We start from the raw sequence: 17,206 nt of genomic DNA, 5'->3' as shown, positions 1-17,206 counted from the left end.
TCACTTCACCTCAGGTGGTGTTTCGAAAGTGTGATACGGCGCCGGTGAAGGTACCGTCCACTCTAAGCCCTCGGCACCTTCCCATGGTTTCGCTGGTGCTTTTTCACCACCGCGCACACACTTGATCACCAACCACAAGAAGATCAATTGAGACAAGCCAAAGGCGAAGCCGCCAATACTGACGATTTGGTTAATGTCTGCAAACTGAATTGAGTAGTCAGGGATACGTCGCGGCATACCAGCAAGGCCAGCAAAGTGCATTGGGAAGAACAACACGTTGACCGAAATCAACGAAGCCCAGAAGTGCAACTTAGCGAGCCCCATGTCGTACATGTGTCCAGTCCATTTCGGGAGCCAATAGTAAGCGGCTGCCATGATGGAGAAGATTGCTCCGCTCACCAATACATAGTGGAAGTGGGCCACGACAAAATAGGTGTCATGGTACTGGAAGTCGACCGGCGTGATGGCCAGCATCAAACCAGAGAAACCACCGATGGTGAACAAGATAACAAATGCGAGTGCGAACATCATCGGCGGTTCAAAGGTAATTGAACCGCGCCACATAGTCGCCACCCAGTTAAAGACCTTCACCCCGGTCGGTACCGATATCAACATGGTACAGTACATGAAGAATAGCTCAGCAAACACCGGCATACCGGTGGTAAACATGTGGTGCGCCCAGACCAAGAATGATAAGCCAGCAATGGCTGCGGTGGCGTAGACCATGGATGCGTAACCGAATAGTTGTTTTCGTGAGAACGCAGGAATAATGGCAGACACGATGCCGAACGACGGTAAGATCATGATGTACACTTCGGGGTGACCAAAGAACCAGAAAATATGCTGGAACATGACGGGGTCACCGCCACCTGCCGCATCGAAGAAACTGGTGCCGAAATACTTGTCGGTTAATACCATGGTCACTGCACCAGCGAGCACTGGCATGACCGCAATCAACAAGAACGCGGTGATAAACCAAGTCCACACGAACAGCGGCATCTTCATATAGGTCATGCCCGGCGCGCGCATGTTCATAATAGTAACAATCACGTTGATCGCACCCATGATGGATGAGATACCCATGATATGTACCGAGAACACGAAGAGTGCCGTTGAATCGCTACTATAAGTAGTTGATAACGGAGCGTAGAACGTCCAACCAAATGCTGGACCGCCACCTTCCATGAAAAGTGAAGCCAGCAGAATTGCAAATGCAAACGGCAGGATCCAGAAGCTCCAGTTGTTCATGCGCGGTAAGGCCATGTCTGGAGCGCCAATCATCATTGGTATCATCCAGTTCGCGAGGCCGGTAAAGGCGGGCATGACCGCGCCAAATACCATGATCAAACCGTGCACAGTGGTCATCTGGTTGAAGAAATGCGGCTCAACCAGTTGTAAGCCAGGTTGGAACAGCTCAGCACGAATGACCATTGCCATGGCGCCGCCAACCAAGAACATAATGAAAGAGAACCACAGATATAGTGAACCTATATCTTTATGGTTCGTGGTAAACAGCCAACGGGTAATACCCGACGGCGCGTGATGGTGATGATCGTGATGATCCATTTCGCCAACAACAGTGCTCATAGTCAGGTCTCCCTTATTCGTTCATAAATGCGTTGATATCAGCAGCCTGCACTAGGTCGCCGGTGTCATTACCCCAAGCATTACGCTCGTAGGTGACCACCGCTGCGATCTCTTGCATGGTAAGCTGATTGCCGAACGCCTGCATTGAAGTGCCAGTCTTACCATTGACCACGATGTCAATGTGACCTTGCATGTCGTTCAGCGCCATGTCTGAACCTTTCAATGCCGGGAACACACCAGGGATACCTTCACCGTTGGCTTGGTGACAGGCAGCACAACTGCCTACATAAACGCGTTCACCGAGCTCCATTGCTTCATCCATGTCCATCGACATGGCGAGCAGACGTTGCTCTTCTTCTTCGGCGCGTTGTTTAGCTTCGACTTGTTCAGCCATCCATGCTTCGTACTCAGCAGGCTCTTTGGCAATAACAACCACCGGCATAAAGCCATGGTCTTTACCGCAGAGTTCAGCACATTGACCACGATAGATACCGGGCTCATCAACTTTGGTCCACGCTTCGTTGATCATGCCTGGGTTAGCATCTTTCTTGACCGCAAAGTCAGGCACCCACCAAGAATGGATAACGTCATCTGAGGTAATCAGGAAGCGCACTTTTTTACCTGTGGGGATGACCAGCGGACGGTCAACTTCAAGTAGATAATTTTCACCTTTATCGAGTTTATTTTCGATTTGCTGGCGCGGAGTCGCCAACAAGCTGAAGTACTCAACGTCGGTATCGAAATATTTGTAGTGCCATTTCCATTGTGAACCAGTCACCAAAACGGTGACCTCAGCTTCACTGGTATCTTCCATTGCAATCAAGGTCGAGGTGGCAGGAATCGCCATACCGATTAAGATCAGAAATGGAATGACCGTCCAAGCGATTTCAACTTTGACGTTTTCATGGAAAGTTGCCGGTTTACGGCCTTTGGATTTGCGATGTCGAATCATGGACCAGAACATGGCCCCAAAAACGACGACACCTATCACGCAACAGATATAGAAAATTGTCATGTGAAGGTCATACACGCGTTGACTAATATCAGTTACCCCTTGAGTCAGGTTTAACTGAGATCGCGCTTGGGCAGCGACAGGTGCCATCGCCATAAGCGCAGTTATGAGTTTAATACTCACGCTACATCTCCTCTCATTCTTCCGACGCGGTCGAACCACGAATACACCGAAGTGCGAGCCTGAAGAACAAAGAGGTGAGCAGAAAAAGGAACAGCATTTCTGGTCAGAAAATCGCTTTCCCTACTAACCCTTTGTTGTTTTGTATCAATATTTATTGTTATTTATTGTGTTAGCAGTAAGCTGCCCGATCAAAATACCATGAGTAGATGAAAAAGCCACCGCTAAAGTTAAGAATTTTTTGTGATTGGGCGAAAAAAAAGGCTGCCGAAGCAGCCTTGCAGGGTTCGTCTCAGTTTAGTGGAGTGGGATCTGAGACGATGGGGTATGGAACACAAAGCTATGAGTGTGACTCACTTTGCTCGCCATTTTTACGCGTTGTGCGACACGAGGCGATGAAAATCCGGGTAGAAAGCTCAAAACAACGCTGCTAGTTCCGGCCAAAAGTGCTTGCTCAGTAGCCCATTCGCGTTGATCGGCATCGCGCCCACCAACCCAACGAATACGCGAACGGCTGACACCGGCATTTACCAGTTGCTGAATGACATCGCGGTTACCGCCGATGACCGTCACCCATTGCTTGGTACGCAAGGCGAGGGACTGAATGCGCGGCATTAAGCTGGCAAAGTCTTCAGCCAATAAATGGGCTTCGTCGCCGGCGACGAAGTTGTCTACGGCAAGCTCACGGCTTGCGTGTGGGTAGTTGTATCTCATAACCATGCTCCATTTCGAATCACGCCGACCGCTAAACCTTCAATCGTAAAAAATTGCTGAGTCAAGTCGACTTGAATAGGGGAAAACTCTGGATTTTCAGGATGTAAGAGAATTAAGTTTCCTTTTCGCTCGAAACGTTTAACAGTGACATCATCATCTACACGCGCAACCACGATTTGGCCGTTGCGCGCTTCTTGAGTTTTATGAACCGCGAGTAAATCGCCATCCAAAATACCAATATCTTTCATACTCATGCCGTTTACTCGTAAGAGAAAGTCAGCATGTGGACGAAACAGGTTTTGATCGACTTGATAGTGACTTTCCACATGCTCTTGCGCCAAAATAGGCTCACCAGCAGCGACTTGACCTATTAAAGGGAGTCCTTCCGGAATATCTACATCATTGGCACCGACAAGACGAATTCCGCGCGACATACCTGGCATCATCTCGATCATGCCTTTTTTCGCTAGTGCCTTTAAATGTTCCTCTGCAGCATTTGCTGAACGGAAACCAAGACGCTGTGCAATTTCAGCACGGGTAGGTGGCATCCCAGTTGCATCAATCGTGTCTTTAATAAGGTCTAAAATTTCTTGCTGTCGCGGTGTTAAAGGTCGCATGTGAATACCTGTTTATCCATACAGTAATACTGTGAGTATATACAGGTGTTTTGAGATCGCAACTTTTTTGTACATTTTTTTTCTAACAGCATTGCAAAACAATCAGTGGTATCCTTTTAGGGACTTAATTTCACGGGGGAATGGCATGAGTTGGAGAGGCTTTGTTGGTAAGCTGTTGTATTGGCCGGTGCGCTGGTTAACACGCTTCGAAGTCATTTTCGATGAAGATCTACAAGATCGAATTACACCTGAGCACGTTGTTTATGTAATGCGCTCAAGTTCGGTGACCGATCTATTGGTAGTCAAGCGCGCGCTTGACAAAGCGGGGCTACCTGATCCCGAAGTACCGCTATTGATCAATGGCGTTCGCCATGCCCGTATTATGTACCTCGAGCAAGCGCAACCGCGACGTAACGAGCAAGCGGTAGACGAATTTTTGCAATTGCTACAGTCCCATCAAAAAGAACCGAATTTAAACGTCAAATTGGTCCCCATAGGTCTGTTCTGGGGGCGTAAAGCAGGTCAGGAGCCGCGCCAAGGTAAACCTATGGTCGCTGACCTCGATAATCCTGGCCGTTGGCGTAAGTTTTGGTTGGTTATGTTCTCGGGGCGCAATATTTTGATGCGCGCGAGCCGTTCGGTGAGCCTGCGAGAAATGGCCGACCAACACGGTTGCAATCGACGTGTTGCGCACAAACTAGCGCGGGTGGCGCGGGTTCATTTTGTCCGTTTACGCTATGCCGTTGCTGGACCAAAAGTGGCGCGTCGCGAACGTGTCATTAAAGAGCTACTTGAGAACCCAGCTATTAAGAAAGCGATAGCTGAAGAAGCGCGCAGTAAGAAAATCACCCTCGACAAAGCTGAGAAGCGTGCCCGCGAATATTTAGATGAAATTGCCGCCAGTTACAGTGAAACCTTGGTGCGGGTACTTGACCGCTTTATGGGTTGGATGTGGAGTCGCATCTACAACGGTATTCATGTAGAGGGCGGTGAGCGTATACGTGAGCTTGCCGAAGCGGGTCATGAAATTGTTTATGTGCCGTGTCACCGCAGCCACATGGACTATCTACTGTTGAGTTATGTTATCTACAAAGAAGGCCTTGTGCCACCGCACATTGCGGCTGGTGTAAACCTCGATTTCTTCCCAGCTGGACCCTTGTTCCGCCGTGGCGGAGCGTTCTTTATTCGGCGCAGTTTTAAGGGCAATAAACTTTATTCTACAGTGTTTCGAGAGTACCTCGATAGGCTGTTTAGCAAAGGCTACCCGGTCGAATATTTTACTGAAGGCGGACGGAGTCGGACCGGTCGTTTACTGCAGCCAAAAACCGGCATGATTGCCATGACTTTGCAGGGCATGCTCCGTGGACAGCAACGTCCAATGTCCATTGTACCGGTGTACTTAGGCTACGAACATGTAATGGAAGTAGGCACTTATTTGAAAGAACTCAAAGGCAAATCGAAAGAAAAAGAGTCGGTTTGGCAGGTGCTTTCAAGCCTACGCCACTTGCGCAACTTTGGTTACGGCTATGTGACTTTTGGCGAACCACTTAATGTGGGTCAAGCACTCGATCAACTCACCCCAGATTGGCGTGATTCGATCACCCATGGTGCAGAAGAACCAGCGCGCCCGCGGTGGTTAACGCCAACAGTCAACTTATTCGCCGAACAAATCATGCAGCGCATCAACGATGCTGCCGGCTTGAACAGTGTTAACTTGACCGCACTGGCATTGTTGAGCGCGGAGAAACGCGCATTGACGCATCAAGAACTGGTCAATCAGCTTGATGTTTACACGCGTTTGTTGCGCGACGTTCCCTATAGCAAGTTCGCTTATGTTCCAGCTGAAACCGGTGAGGAATTGTGGCAACTGGCGAAACGTCACGACAAATTCGTCGTCAGCGAAGATACGATGGGCGAAATGATCAAGCTCGATGGGACCACTGCCATTGCGATGACCTATTATCGCAACAACATTATGCATATGGTGATAGTGCCGGCGTTGATTGCAGCTTATGCCTGTTCGCATAAAGAATTCGGCCTAGCGCCAGTGATTAAACTACTCGAGCAAGTGCAACCCTTGTTAAAAGAAGAGCTATTCATCAGTCATCCGCGAGAAGAGATGGCGCTGTGGGTCGAGGCTATTGTTGAGCACCTAGTCAGCGTTGATTTACTACGGAAAACCGCTGACGACACTTATCGCACGCACACCCGAGAGACCACCGAGTACTTCCAGCTACAACTGCTAGCACGCGCAGCGAGTGAGACCTTGCAACGTTATGCGATTGTCTTTGAGCTATTGCAGCAGGGCGGTGCGCATGGTCGTGCCGAGCTTGAGCAAGCTGCAGTGGATCTTGCCGAACGCCTGAGCGCGATGCATGGCGTGAGCGCACCGGAATTTTTCGATAAGAAATTGATTAGCGGTATTATTACAACCCTGAAGCGTGAAGACTTCATTGAAGTCAACAGTGAGGGTAATTTTGTGGCGCACGCCAACGTTGCTGAGTTGAGTGATACCATTGATCGCTTGCTCGACACGCCAATCGTGCAGACCATTCGGCAAGCGGTGCAAAGCCGCTTGCAGAATAAGCTTCACTAATCAATACCAGTAGCTGGCTGCCACCGCGGCAGCCAGTACCCAGCCGACATGATTGTTATGTAAAAAAGCTTGAAAACAGCGTTGCGGTTCACGATACCAAATTATCAATTGCTGCCAGACAAACAACATTGCGATCACGCTCAAACCGAGCCAATACCAAAGCGTAAACAGTAAGTGATATCCCAACCAGCTAAGAATGCCCAGCGTGATGAGCTGCAATAGGCCAATGGCGACACGATCGAAGCCACCAAATAAAATAGCCGTCGATTTGACGCCAATCTTCACATCATCGTCACGATCGGCCATGGCGTATTCGGTATCGTAGGCAACGGTCCAACAGATGTTAGCGGCAAACAGCAACCAAGCTGCCAGCGGCAGTCCTTGGTCTAATGCCGTGAACGGCATTAAAATTCCGAAGCTAAAAGCGATGCCCAATACCACTTGCGGGAGCTGTGTGAAGCGCTTACAAAACGGATACAGAATCGCCACCGCAGCGGCGGCAACGCTGAGCAGAATCGTTGCTTTGTTGAATTGCACTACGATCAAAAAGGCGATCAGCAGCAGGCCAACGAACAGCACCAGTGCTTGCCAGCTTTTCACTTCGCCTGTCGCTAAGGGGCGCGATTGGGTGCGGGTCACATGTCCATCAACTTTGCGATCCGCGAAATCATTGATGACGCAACCGGCTGAGCGCATGACAAAAGCACCCAACAAAAACAGCACCACAACTTTTAACGGTGGATTACCGGCTCCGGCGATCAACAAGGCTGCGAGCATTGGCCAAGCGAGCAATAGCGTCCCAATCGGACGGTCAGCGCGCATCAAGCGCAAATAGGGTTCAAACATCAAGCGTCTCCCGATAATGCTTGGCTAATGGTGAGGCACCAATAAACACCTCGGCGACCAAAAGTTGTTGCTCAGCAGCATGAAAGCAACTCCGCCGCCCCCACAACGCTTGCGCCGAATAGCCTAACTGTTGATGCAGCCTACCCACCTTCGAATCGGCAGCAAACCGCGATACTTCAACGGCACTGCGGCGCAAATCTGGCTGATTAAACAAGTGTTCACCCAAGGGTTGATCGCCAAGCTCTTCAAGCTTAAGTTTCGCAGCGGCGAGTGCCTGAAAAGGGAACACGCTGCGAGCAAATACCCAAGGCTCGTAATCACACCAGAGAATGACCTCGCGGACAACGCCCCCTGCAATCTCACCTAGCCAGCGGGTTTCGTTACCTAGCAGGGGAGCTTCACGTTGACCGAGCACCTGAACAGTAAAATGTTGACTGTGTTGTTTGAGCTTAGCTGTTAACGAGTGTGGATCCAGTAACCAGTCGCCCACCACGGCAGGCCACTGTTCTGCCGCAGTCGGAAAGTGCCAATCGGCTTCACCGGCGTGCGTCACGACGGGATAATCGATAGCAGGAAAGACAAAACTCATGGTGCTGATTTGCGATTGGCGTGTTCAAGCATGCGTAGCGAAACGCCAACCAGCAACCCTGAAATAAGGCCAGTGAGGTGGGCTGTGTTGGCAACATTTACCCACAGCAAGTCGGTGTAACCGAGCGCTAGCCATACCAACATAAAAATCATTAGACCATTAGGCAGGAACAGCGGATGGCTTGGACGCTGCCATCCAACGACTGCGGCGATACCGAACAATCCGTAAATAACTCCGGAGAGCCCGCCAAAATAGGGACCACTGTCGTAAAGTTGCGCGACGTTGGAAATCACCCCGCAGAACACTAAAGCGATGAGCAGGTAAGTAGAGCCATAGGTGCGTTCGAATCGTCCGCCCAAATACCACCACCAAAATACGTTAAATAAGAAGTGCAAGACGCTAAAGTGCAACAAGGTAGGGGTAATGAAGCGCCAAGGTTGCGTCCACGGTAAGTCATTGAAGGTTGGGCTGATGCGCAGCGCCGCAAACACTGACTCGGCAAGTTGTGTGTTCAAGCTAATAAACACCAGCGTAACCAGCACGGCAAAGCTAATGGTAACGAGACCGGCTTGGCGTAAAAGTTGTTGCGGTAGAGAAGGGGTATGCGTCGTTGGAGCTGCTCTGCGCGGCGCCGATTGCAGCTCCGCTTCAGCACCGTCAGGATCCGCTTTAAATTCGTTGATAAGGTCTTTGGCGAGGGCGGTGTAACTAGATTGCACCACCCACAACTCTAACTGGTTCCCTTTTTCACTAACGGTGACAGGAATGCCCCGCTGCTGTAGGTAATGATGCAAGCGACGCATCATCTCAGCATTCTGGGTCACCAGTAGCTTTTGCATGTTAGTTGCGCTCCACCGCTTCAGGATACTGATGCGCCCAAGCGGTAAAGCCACCATCGAGGCTACTGACCGGTTCAATCCCTTGATGGGCAAGGTACTGGGCTGCACCTTGGCTACTATTGCCATGGTAACAAACCACGACGACCGGCTGGTCGTCGTCAAGTTCGGCAAGAAAGTCCGCAAGATTCGCATCCGTCAGGCGCACAGACCCTGGAATATGACCGAGTTCATAAGAGCGCACATCACGAATATCGGCAAATTTAGCGTTACCGGCCTGCCACAACTCATGCGCAGTAGCAGCGTTGATACGTGAAAACTCAGCCATTGTTTACTCCTGTTGATTGCCGACGTTGGTGAAAAATCAGTTATGCATCCCAGTCCAACACAACTTTACCAGATTGGCCTGAAATCATGATTTCAAAGCCTTTTTCGAATTCATCTACGGGCAAATGATGCGTCAAAATCGGCGATAGGTCGAGTCCCGATTGCAACAGACTTGCCATTTTGTACCAAGTCTCAAACATTTCTCGGCCGTAGATGCCTTTAATGGTGAGGCCTTTAAAAATAACCTCATTCCAGTCGATGGCGACGCTTTGTGGCGGAATGCCGAGCATCGCAATCTTGCCACCATGATTCATGGTCGACAACATTTGTGAGAACGCTGACGGCACGCCTGACATTTCTAAACCGACGTCAAAGCCTTCTTTCATTCCGAGTTCGGCCATTACGTCTGTGAGCTTTTCTTTACTTACGTCAACCGCGCGTGTGGCACCCATTTTCAAGGCTAACTCAAGGCGATACGGATTAACGTCGGTAATCACCACGTGTCGGGCGCCAACATGTCGGGCGACTGCAGCGGCCATAATACCAATTGGTCCCGCACCGGTAATGAGTACGTCTTCACCGACTAAGTCAAAAGCCAGAGCCGTATGCACGGCGTTGCCGAACGGGTCGAAAATTGCGGCTAAATCATCACTGATGTCATCGGGCAATTTGAATGCGTTTTCGGCCGGAATTACCAAGTATTCTGCGAACGCACCAGGACGGTTGACACCCACGCCGACGGTATTGCGGCACAAGTGGCGGCGACCGGCACGACAATTACGGCAATGGCCGCAAGTGATGTGGCCTTCGCCAGAAACACGGTCACCCTTAGTAAAGCCACGCACGCCATCGCCCATAGCTTCAACCACGCCAACATACTCATGGCCGACAACCATAGGTACGGGGATGGTCTTTTGCGACCAGTCGTCCCATTTATAAATATGCACATCGGTACCGCAAATCGCGGTTTTCTTAATCTTAATCAGTAGGTCGTTGTAACCGTACTCAGGTTTCTCGGCATCGGTCATCCAAATGCCGGGTTCTGCATGTAATTTGGCAAGTGCTTTCATAGGTCCTCCGGACACTCAGTGCGCTTAAATAATACCGAGATCTTTACCAATTCGGGTAAACGCGTTGATAGCGCGTTCGAGCTGCTCGCGGCTGTGACCGGCTGACATTTGCGTACGGATACGTGCTTTGCCGCGCGGCACTACTGGGAACGAGAAGCCAATCACATAAATACCTTCTTGCAGCAGGCGATCAGCCATTTCTGAGGCTAATTTAGCATCGCCAATCATTACTGGGATAATGGCATGGTCGGCACCACTCAAGGTGAAACCTGCTTTGGTCATCTCACTACGGAAGAAGGCTGCGTTGTCCCACAACTGCTGACGCAATTCATCACCTTGTTCGAGCATCTCTAATACGCGAATTGAGGCTTGGACGATCGCTGGCGCGACTGAGTTTGAGAATAAATAAGGACGTGAACGTTGACGCAACCAGTCAATCACTTGTTTTTTGCCTGAGGTGTAACCGCCCGACGCGCCACCTAAGGCTTTACCTAAAGTCCCGGTGATGATGTCGACGCGACCCATGACGTCGCAATATTCGTGTGTGCCGCGGCCATTCGCACCTAGGAAACCAGTTGCGTGGCAATCGTCCATCATGGTCAAAGCGCCATATTTATCGGCTAGGTCACACACGCCTTTCATGTTGGCAATTACGCCGTCCATTGAGAACACACCGTCGGTCGCAATCAGAATGTGACGTGCGCCGTCGGCTTTAGCTTGTTGTAGCTGGGCTTCAAGGTCGGTCATATCGTTATTTTTATAGCGATACCGCTTGGCTTTGCTTAAGCGGATACCATCGATGATACTAGCGTGGTTGAGTTCATCACTGATAATGGCGTCTTCTGGCCCCATCAAGGTTTCGAACAAACCACCGTTAGCATCGAAGCATGACGAATACAGAATGGTTTCTTCAGTACCAAGAAATTCGCTCAGTTTACTTTCTAAAGTCTTGTGGATGTCTTGAGTACCACAGATAAAGCGCACTGAAGCTGTACCAAAACCGTGCTCATCAAGACCTTTTTTCGCTGCTGCAATGAGTTCAGGATGATTGGCAAGACCCAAATAATTATTAGCACAGAAGTTCAGCACAGACTGACCATCGCCAACTTTAATTTCCGCGGCTTGATCACTGGTGATAACGCGCTCTGTCTTATACAAACCTTCTTGTTTAAGTTCTTCGAGCTGTTGGTCTAGCTGTTGATAAAAATCATTCTTCATGTAATTCTCCGAGCTTTAGAAGCGTACGCAGGATTGCCTGCTATTCTTGGCTATTAGTTTACCTGATTTGCTAGGTATCGCGCATCCTCATTTCTATTGGCGGAGGAAAATCATGCACAAGCGTGCGATATATCCGGGCACTTTTGATCCCATTACTAACGGCCACGCTGATCTTATCGAGCGGGCGGCAAATTTATTTAGTGAAATTGTGGTTGGCGTCGCCAATAACCCACGCAAGCACCCGATGTTCTCACTCGAAGAACGGGTTGAATTAGTTCGTCAGGTCACCGATCAGTTGCCCAATGTGAGCGTTGTTGGCTTCAGTGGCTTACTCGTCGATTTCGCCAAAGAGCAGGGCGCAACAGTGCTGATTCGTGGTCTGCGCGCAGTCTCGGATTTTGAGTATGAATTCCAAATGGCGAATATGAATAGGCGCCTCTATCCAGGGCTCGAAAGTGTGTTTCTAACACCGTCTGAAGAAAATTCGTTTATTTCTTCAACTTTGGTGAAAGAAGTAGCCTTGCATCATGGCGATGTACGACAATTTACCGATGAACATGTCGCAAACGCCCTAAATGCGAAAATAAAAGCGCGTCAATCCTGACTTACTGCGCACTTCTAAGTGCTTCTTATTGGGTTAAAAAACCGTGAAGATGGCGCAAAAATAGGCGTCTAGGCTACCATTTTTGCGCGTTTCCAGTTAAAATCGCGCCGACTTTTTTGTTTCATTCGATTTTGCTCAGACCAGACCCTTAGGAGTCCACGACATGACTGATCTGGATTTACGCCAGTATGGCATCACAGACGTCACGGAAATTGTCCATAACCCTTCCTACGAACAACTGTTTGAAGAAGAAACCCGCGAAGATTTGCAAGGCTACGAAAAAGGTGTTGTCACCGAGCTCGGCGCCGTCGCTGTAGATACCGGCATCTTTACCGGCCGCTCACCAAAAGACAAATACATCGTTCGCGATGACACCACCCGCGACACCTTGTGGTGGGCCGACCAAGGTAAGAACGACAACAAAGCAATTACCCCTGAAGTCTGGGCTGACCTAAAAGAAACTGTGACTGAACAGTTATCAGGTAAGCGTCTTTTTGTGGTCGACACCTATTGTGGTGCAAATAAAGACACGCGTTTGTGCGTGCGCTTTATCACTGAAGTTGCGTGGCAAGCGCACTTCGTCAAAAACATGTTTATTCGCCCAACGGCAGAAGAGTTAGCGACTTTTAAGCCTGACTTTGTCGTTATGAATGGTGCAAAATGCATCAATGCAAAATGGCAAGAACACGGTCTCAATTCAGAGAATTTCGTTGCCTTTAACCTCACTGAACGCATTCAGTTGATCGGTGGCACTTGGTATGGTGGCGAGATGAAGAAGGGTATGTTCTCGATGATGAACTACTTCTTACCTCTGCAAGGCATCGCTTCGATGCATTGTTCGGCCAACGTTGGTGCAGACGGCGATGTCGCTATCTTTTTCGGCTTGTCGGGTACCGGCAAAACTACGCTATCCACCGACCCTAAGCGTCAACTGATTGGTGACGATGAACATGGTTGGGATGACGATGGGGTATTCAACTTCGAAGGCGGTTGCTATGCCAAGTGCATCAACCTGTCACAAGAAGCTGAACCTGACATCTACAACGCGATTCGCCGTGATGCATTGCTAGAAAATGTAACTGTACGCGAAGATGGCAGTGTAGATTTCAATGATGGCTCGAAAACTGAGAACACCCGTGTTTCTTACCCGATTCATCACATCGAAAACATCGTTAAACCCGTCTCTAAAGCAGGGCACGCAAAGAAAGTTATTTTCTTAACTGCCGACGCTTTCGGCGTATTACCGCCGGTGTCAAAACTGACCAAAGAGCAAACTAAGTATCACTTCCTGTCTGGCTTCACTGCTAAATTAGCCGGTACTGAACGTGGTATTACCGAACCAACACCTACTTTCTCAAGTTGTTTCGGTGCGGCGTTCTTGAGCCTGCACCCAACCAAATACGCTGAAGTCTTGGTCAAACGGATGGAAGCGGCAGGTGCGGAAGCCTATCTGGTCAACACGGGTTGGAACGGTACTGGCAAACGTATCTCTATTAAGGCTACGCGCGCAATCATCGATGCAATTCTGGACGGTAGCATCGAGAATGCCGAGTTCGTCAGCTTGCCATACTTTAACTTAGCAATGCCAACGGACCTGCCAGGTGTTGAAGACAGCGCGATTCTTGATCCACGCAACACCTATGCAGATGTTGCGGAATGGGATTTACGGGCGAATGATTTGGCGCGCCGCTTTGTTGCAAACTTCGAGAAGTTTACCGACAACGATGAGGGCAAAGCCCTCGTCGCGGCAGGGCCACAACTAAGTTAAGGGTGGTCTGCCTTGACCCAATAAAAGCCGAGCCTAGTAGCTCGGCTTTTTTGTTTGCACTGCCTTGAAACATTTGAAAACAGTTTAATGAGCACATTCACTGGCACTACGGCAATGTTGTGGAATAATTCTCAGCAACTTAAAAAGTTGGGAATGTTCCATGCGTATCGAAGTAGAACAAGTTGTGAAGGATTACGCCACGGTCAGAGCCGTGGATGCAGTGAACTTAACGGCAAGCGGTGGAGAGATTCTCGCGTTGCTTGGGCCAAATGGTGCAGGCAAGTCGTCATTGGTGCGGATGATGGTAGGTTTAACTCATCCAGACAGTGGTTCGATTCGTTATTTTCGCGATGATCAAGCCGTTCAATTGAGTACCTCCGCATTTGGTTATTTGCCCGAAGATCGTGGGCTTTATCAGGACCGTACGCTGGTCGATAATTTGCGTTACATCGGACGGTTGCGTGGTATGTCGAAGGAGCAAACCCAATCGAGTATCGACCAATGGTTGGCGCGTTTTGACTTAACCGAGCGTGGCAAAGAGCCGATGCGTCAGCTGTCTAAAGGCAATCAGCAAAAAGTCCAGTTGATAGCGACTTTACTGCATGACCCACAGCTAGTGGTTCTCGATGAACCGTTCTCGGGTCTTGACCCAGTCAATCAAGAGTTTGTGTTAACCGTACTCGAAGAACTTCGCCAGCGCGGCTGTACTGTGATTCTTAGTGCCCACCAAATGGCGTTAGTAGAGCGCATGGCCGACAAGCTGGTGTTAATGAACCAAGGCAAAGTCATCGCTCAAGGCAGCCTTGCCGAGGTCCGCAAACAATTATTGCAACGCAGTTCGCTGTTCGTTGAATTTGCAACTCCGGTAGCAGTTGAACTCATTGCGGCTTTACCTGGTGTGGAACAGGTCGAGGCTCAGTCGGCATACGACTTTGCCCTGACCTGCAGCGAGCAGGTGGTAACGGATGTGTTGTTAACGCAGTTGCAGCAACTTGGGCCGGTGCGGCAATTCAGTCAGCAACAGCAAAACCTTCACGAACTCTACTTGCAGGCGGTGCAATCATGAAACGTTGGCAACAAATCATGCGCATTGGCGGATTTGAATTCCGCCGCTTTTTCAAATGGAAACAAGAGCTCTTCTCGTTAGTATTGATGGCGGTGTTGTTTGCTATCTCGATTGGTTGGGGTGAGTTGAAAACGTCATTAGAAGAGACTCATCAAGTGGCAGTAGTGGGGCCGTTTGAACTGCCTGCGGTCGCTAATATCGAATGGCAAGCCATGACGGATGCGGAGCAGGCATTCGAGCAATTAGGTACCAGTGTTGCCGGAGTACTGCTGATTGAGCCTGACCCACAACAGGGTTATCGTGCAGAATTAGTGGCATTGAACAGTGCCGGTTGGCAAGGTCGTATGCAGGCACAACTACAAGCCTTCTTGCAACAACAAAAACTGGGTGACATGAACCTTTCCGTGGAACAAATCGCTGCGCTCGACACGCCACCGAGTTTTACTGTCACCATCCAACGCGACGAAGAAACTGCGAGCTCTGCTGATAAAGCACTGCCATCGTTAATCCTGGTTAGTATTATGGTAGGGGTGTTTGGTAGCTTTGGCTTAATGATGACGGCCATTACTCAAGAAAAACAGCAACGTGTTACCGAGCAATTGCTGACTTTGATCACCCCAGGCGAGTGGATGGACGGTAAGATTCTTGGTATCACCTTGCACTGCTTAAAAAGTATGGCAACCGTATTGGTGATCATTATCTTGGTCATTGTGGTGATGTCAGTCATAGGCGGCGACGCAGTAGAACTGCCCAGTATTAACCTTGAGTTAGTGCTCGCAACCTTAATGTTCGCATTACTTGGCTTAGCCATGATCAATGCGATGATGGCAGGATTTGCTGCCACTATTGATGATCCAAATCACTCAGGGCGCACGGCGATGATGCTGATTCCGGCGTTATTCGTCGGGGCCGGCTTTGGCGTAATGGATTCACCGCAAGGCTTGTTAGCACAAATTTTAAGTTGGTTCCCGCTAACTTCTTTTGCCGTCATGCCGATACGGGTTGCCGATGGTGGTGTCGCTTGGTGGGAATGGTTAGGAAGTTTTGCCTTACTGCTGTTGACTACCTATGTGATTCGCTCGGCCGCGGTGCGGCTATTCCGCTTGGGTATTACCATGTACGGTAAAGAGCCTTCATGGCGCCTAATGGGCCGTGCGCTCATCGGTCGTCGGGTCTAGCTCGAGGTCCGTAATAGTGCGATTCCGACCTTGTGCTTTAGCGGCATAGAGTGCTTGGTCGGCGCGTCGCATAAGCGTTTGTTCACTATCGTCAACTTGATAGCAAGCCACGCCAGAACTCACGGTAATGCGAATCTCATTAACAAAAACGAAGGCTTCAACCGTAATACGGATTTTTTCGGCGAGCACCTTCCCTTGCTGGCGGTCGCTTGCGGGTAATACAATCAGAAACTCTTCACCGCCCCAGCGGCCAACGATATCGGTAGCGCGCAAGTTACTACGGAATAACTGGGCGAGTTCAATCAAAACGCGATCTCCGGTTTGATGGCCGAAGTCGTCATTGACGCGTTTAAAATGGTCTATATCGATCAAGATCACACAACAGCCTAACTTTTCATTTTTTGCACGGCGCAATGCTCGACTTAGTGCTTGATCAAGTTTGCCTCGGTTATTTAAGCCGGTGAGCGGATCAGTCACAGCAATATACTCCAACCTTTCACTGTGTTGCTCGAGATATTGAAAAGCTTCGGCACGGGTTTTTTCGATGTGCCGCAGAATCACGATCAAAGCAGCTGTCGCAATGATGATGTTGCCAAATGAGCGCATCGTGAAAGGCGCGGCATTCCAACCATCGTAGACCTGCCCGATATAAATAAGGATGCCACCGATGACCATCACACTCAGGCTAAAACCCCAAGTACGGCCCAACAAGAAATAGGCAATAGGCGGGAAAATAGCGAGCCAATAAAGTGCGTAATGTTGTCCGGCTGCCATCACTGTGTAGGCAATTAAAACAGCCGCGATGACGAGTGTCGTCAACCAAGCGATAAGTTGTGCAGCAGGTGGATGCCAGTAGAGCCAAACGAGAAAACCAACGGCAATGGCAAAGCAAAGATAGTGCACTACCGCAAGCAGCTGATTACCTTCAATCAATTGATTGATAGCCCCCAAGACAAGGGCAACGAAGAGGAAGACCCAGAGCAGGGCTTTTAAGAACTGGACCCGCCGGTAAAGCGGGTCCAGAGGAGAGTGCGCAGGCGGTAACATAGACCTGCTTA

16 protein-coding genes are annotated in these 17,206 nt (G+C 49.7%); 5 read left to right on the top strand and 11 right to left on the bottom strand.

The features are described 5' to 3' along the window. From ctaD to lexA, 4 genes are all read right to left on the bottom strand, one after another. Entirely contained in the window at window positions 1-1,587 is a 1,587-nt protein-coding gene (gene ctaD, locus ACJ8W9_RS07975) for a cytochrome c oxidase subunit I (protein ID WP_411359963.1), read from the bottom strand. Window positions 1,588-1,600: 13 nt separating this feature from the next. After that, window positions 1,601-2,695 (bottom strand): cytochrome c oxidase subunit II, encoded by a 1,095-nt coding sequence (coxB, locus tag ACJ8W9_RS07970; RefSeq protein WP_411360036.1) that lies wholly within the window; start codon window positions 2,693-2,695, stop codon window positions 1,601-1,603. A 321-nt stretch (window positions 2,696-3,016) separates the two neighbouring features. Further along, window positions 3,017-3,433, bottom strand: coding sequence for an SOS-response cell division inhibitor (locus ACJ8W9_RS07965; protein WP_411360800.1), 417 nt, complete (start codon window positions 3,431-3,433; stop codon window positions 3,017-3,019). Then, a complete protein-coding gene (gene lexA / locus ACJ8W9_RS07960; RefSeq protein WP_411359966.1) occupies window positions 3,430-4,050 on the bottom strand; it encodes a transcriptional repressor LexA in 621 nt (206 codons plus the stop codon). Before lexA ends, ACJ8W9_RS07965 begins: the two co-directional genes overlap by 4 nt. A 145-nt stretch (window positions 4,051-4,195) precedes the next feature. Here lexA and plsB point away from each other — a divergent pair, with 145 nt between their 5' ends. Beyond that, a complete protein-coding gene (plsB, locus tag ACJ8W9_RS07955; protein ID WP_411360799.1) occupies window positions 4,196-6,646 on the top strand; it encodes a glycerol-3-phosphate 1-O-acyltransferase PlsB in 2,451 nt (816 codons plus the stop codon). On the opposite strand, the gene ubiA is transcribed toward plsB, so the two are convergent. From ubiA to ACJ8W9_RS07925, 6 genes are read right to left on the bottom strand one after another with little or no spacing between them, the layout of a single operon-like run. Further along, a complete protein-coding gene (gene ubiA / locus ACJ8W9_RS07950) occupies window positions 6,647-7,492 on the bottom strand; it encodes a 4-hydroxybenzoate octaprenyltransferase (protein WP_411359970.1) in 846 nt (281 codons plus the stop codon). It lies immediately after the preceding gene. After that, window positions 7,485-8,081: a chorismate--pyruvate lyase family protein gene (locus ACJ8W9_RS07945; protein ID WP_411359972.1), complete on the bottom strand. Its 597-nt coding sequence runs from the start codon at window positions 8,079-8,081 to the stop codon at window positions 7,485-7,487. The genes ubiA and ACJ8W9_RS07945 overlap by 8 nt, the downstream gene beginning before the upstream one ends. Beyond that, complete coding sequence (locus tag ACJ8W9_RS07940; RefSeq protein ID WP_411359973.1) at window positions 8,078-8,920, bottom strand: rhomboid family intramembrane serine protease; 843 nt, start codon at window positions 8,918-8,920, stop codon at window positions 8,078-8,080. The genes ACJ8W9_RS07945 and ACJ8W9_RS07940 overlap by 4 nt, the downstream gene beginning before the upstream one ends. Window position 8,921: 1 nt before the next feature. Beyond that, a complete protein-coding gene (gene glpE / locus ACJ8W9_RS07935; protein WP_411359975.1) occupies window positions 8,922-9,245 on the bottom strand; it encodes a thiosulfate sulfurtransferase GlpE in 324 nt (107 codons plus the stop codon). Window positions 9,246-9,285: 40 nt separating this feature from the next. Then, window positions 9,286-10,314, bottom strand: coding sequence for an L-threonine 3-dehydrogenase (gene tdh, locus ACJ8W9_RS07930; protein WP_411359977.1), 1,029 nt, complete (start codon window positions 10,312-10,314; stop codon window positions 9,286-9,288). A gap of 24 nt (window positions 10,315-10,338) precedes the next feature. Next, on the bottom strand, window positions 10,339-11,532 hold the full coding sequence (locus ACJ8W9_RS07925) for a glycine C-acetyltransferase (protein ID WP_034733930.1): 1,194 nt from the start codon (window positions 11,530-11,532) through the stop codon (window positions 10,339-10,341). Window positions 11,533-11,644: 112 nt separating this feature from the next. Here ACJ8W9_RS07925 and coaD point away from each other — a divergent pair, with 112 nt between their 5' ends. The 4 genes from coaD (at window position 11,645) to ACJ8W9_RS07905 (ending at window position 16,148) form a co-directional block, all read left to right on the top strand. Beyond that, window positions 11,645-12,136, top strand: a complete 492-nt coding sequence (gene coaD, locus ACJ8W9_RS07920) for a pantetheine-phosphate adenylyltransferase (RefSeq protein WP_034733933.1) — start codon at window positions 11,645-11,647, stop codon at window positions 12,134-12,136. 163 nt (window positions 12,137-12,299) lie between these two features. Then, on the top strand, window positions 12,300-13,904 hold the full coding sequence (pckA, locus tag ACJ8W9_RS07915) for a phosphoenolpyruvate carboxykinase (ATP) (RefSeq protein ID WP_034733936.1): 1,605 nt from the start codon (window positions 12,300-12,302) through the stop codon (window positions 13,902-13,904). 160 nt (window positions 13,905-14,064) lie between these two features. Continuing rightward, window positions 14,065-14,970 (top strand): ABC transporter ATP-binding protein, encoded by a 906-nt coding sequence (locus ACJ8W9_RS07910; RefSeq protein ID WP_411360798.1) that lies wholly within the window; start codon window positions 14,065-14,067, stop codon window positions 14,968-14,970. Next, on the top strand, window positions 14,967-16,148 hold the full coding sequence (locus ACJ8W9_RS07905) for an ABC transporter permease (RefSeq protein WP_411360797.1): 1,182 nt from the start codon (window positions 14,967-14,969) through the stop codon (window positions 16,146-16,148). Before ACJ8W9_RS07910 ends, ACJ8W9_RS07905 begins: the two co-directional genes overlap by 4 nt. On the opposite strand, the gene ACJ8W9_RS07900 is transcribed toward ACJ8W9_RS07905, so the two are convergent. Further along, on the bottom strand, window positions 16,113-17,195 hold the full coding sequence (locus ACJ8W9_RS07900) for a GGDEF domain-containing protein (RefSeq protein WP_411359983.1): 1,083 nt from the start codon (window positions 17,193-17,195) through the stop codon (window positions 16,113-16,115). The two genes, ACJ8W9_RS07905 and ACJ8W9_RS07900, sit on opposite strands and share 36 nt — an antisense overlap. Between the last annotated feature and the right edge of the window lie 11 nt (window positions 17,196-17,206).

Origin of the sequence: Pseudidiomarina salilacus, assembly GCF_047323925.1 — a bacterium.
In the GTDB taxonomy this organism is placed as follows: Bacteria; Pseudomonadota; Gammaproteobacteria; order Enterobacterales; family Alteromonadaceae; genus Pseudidiomarina; species Pseudidiomarina salilacus.
This window is presented reverse-complemented; position numbering and strand designations above follow the sequence as displayed.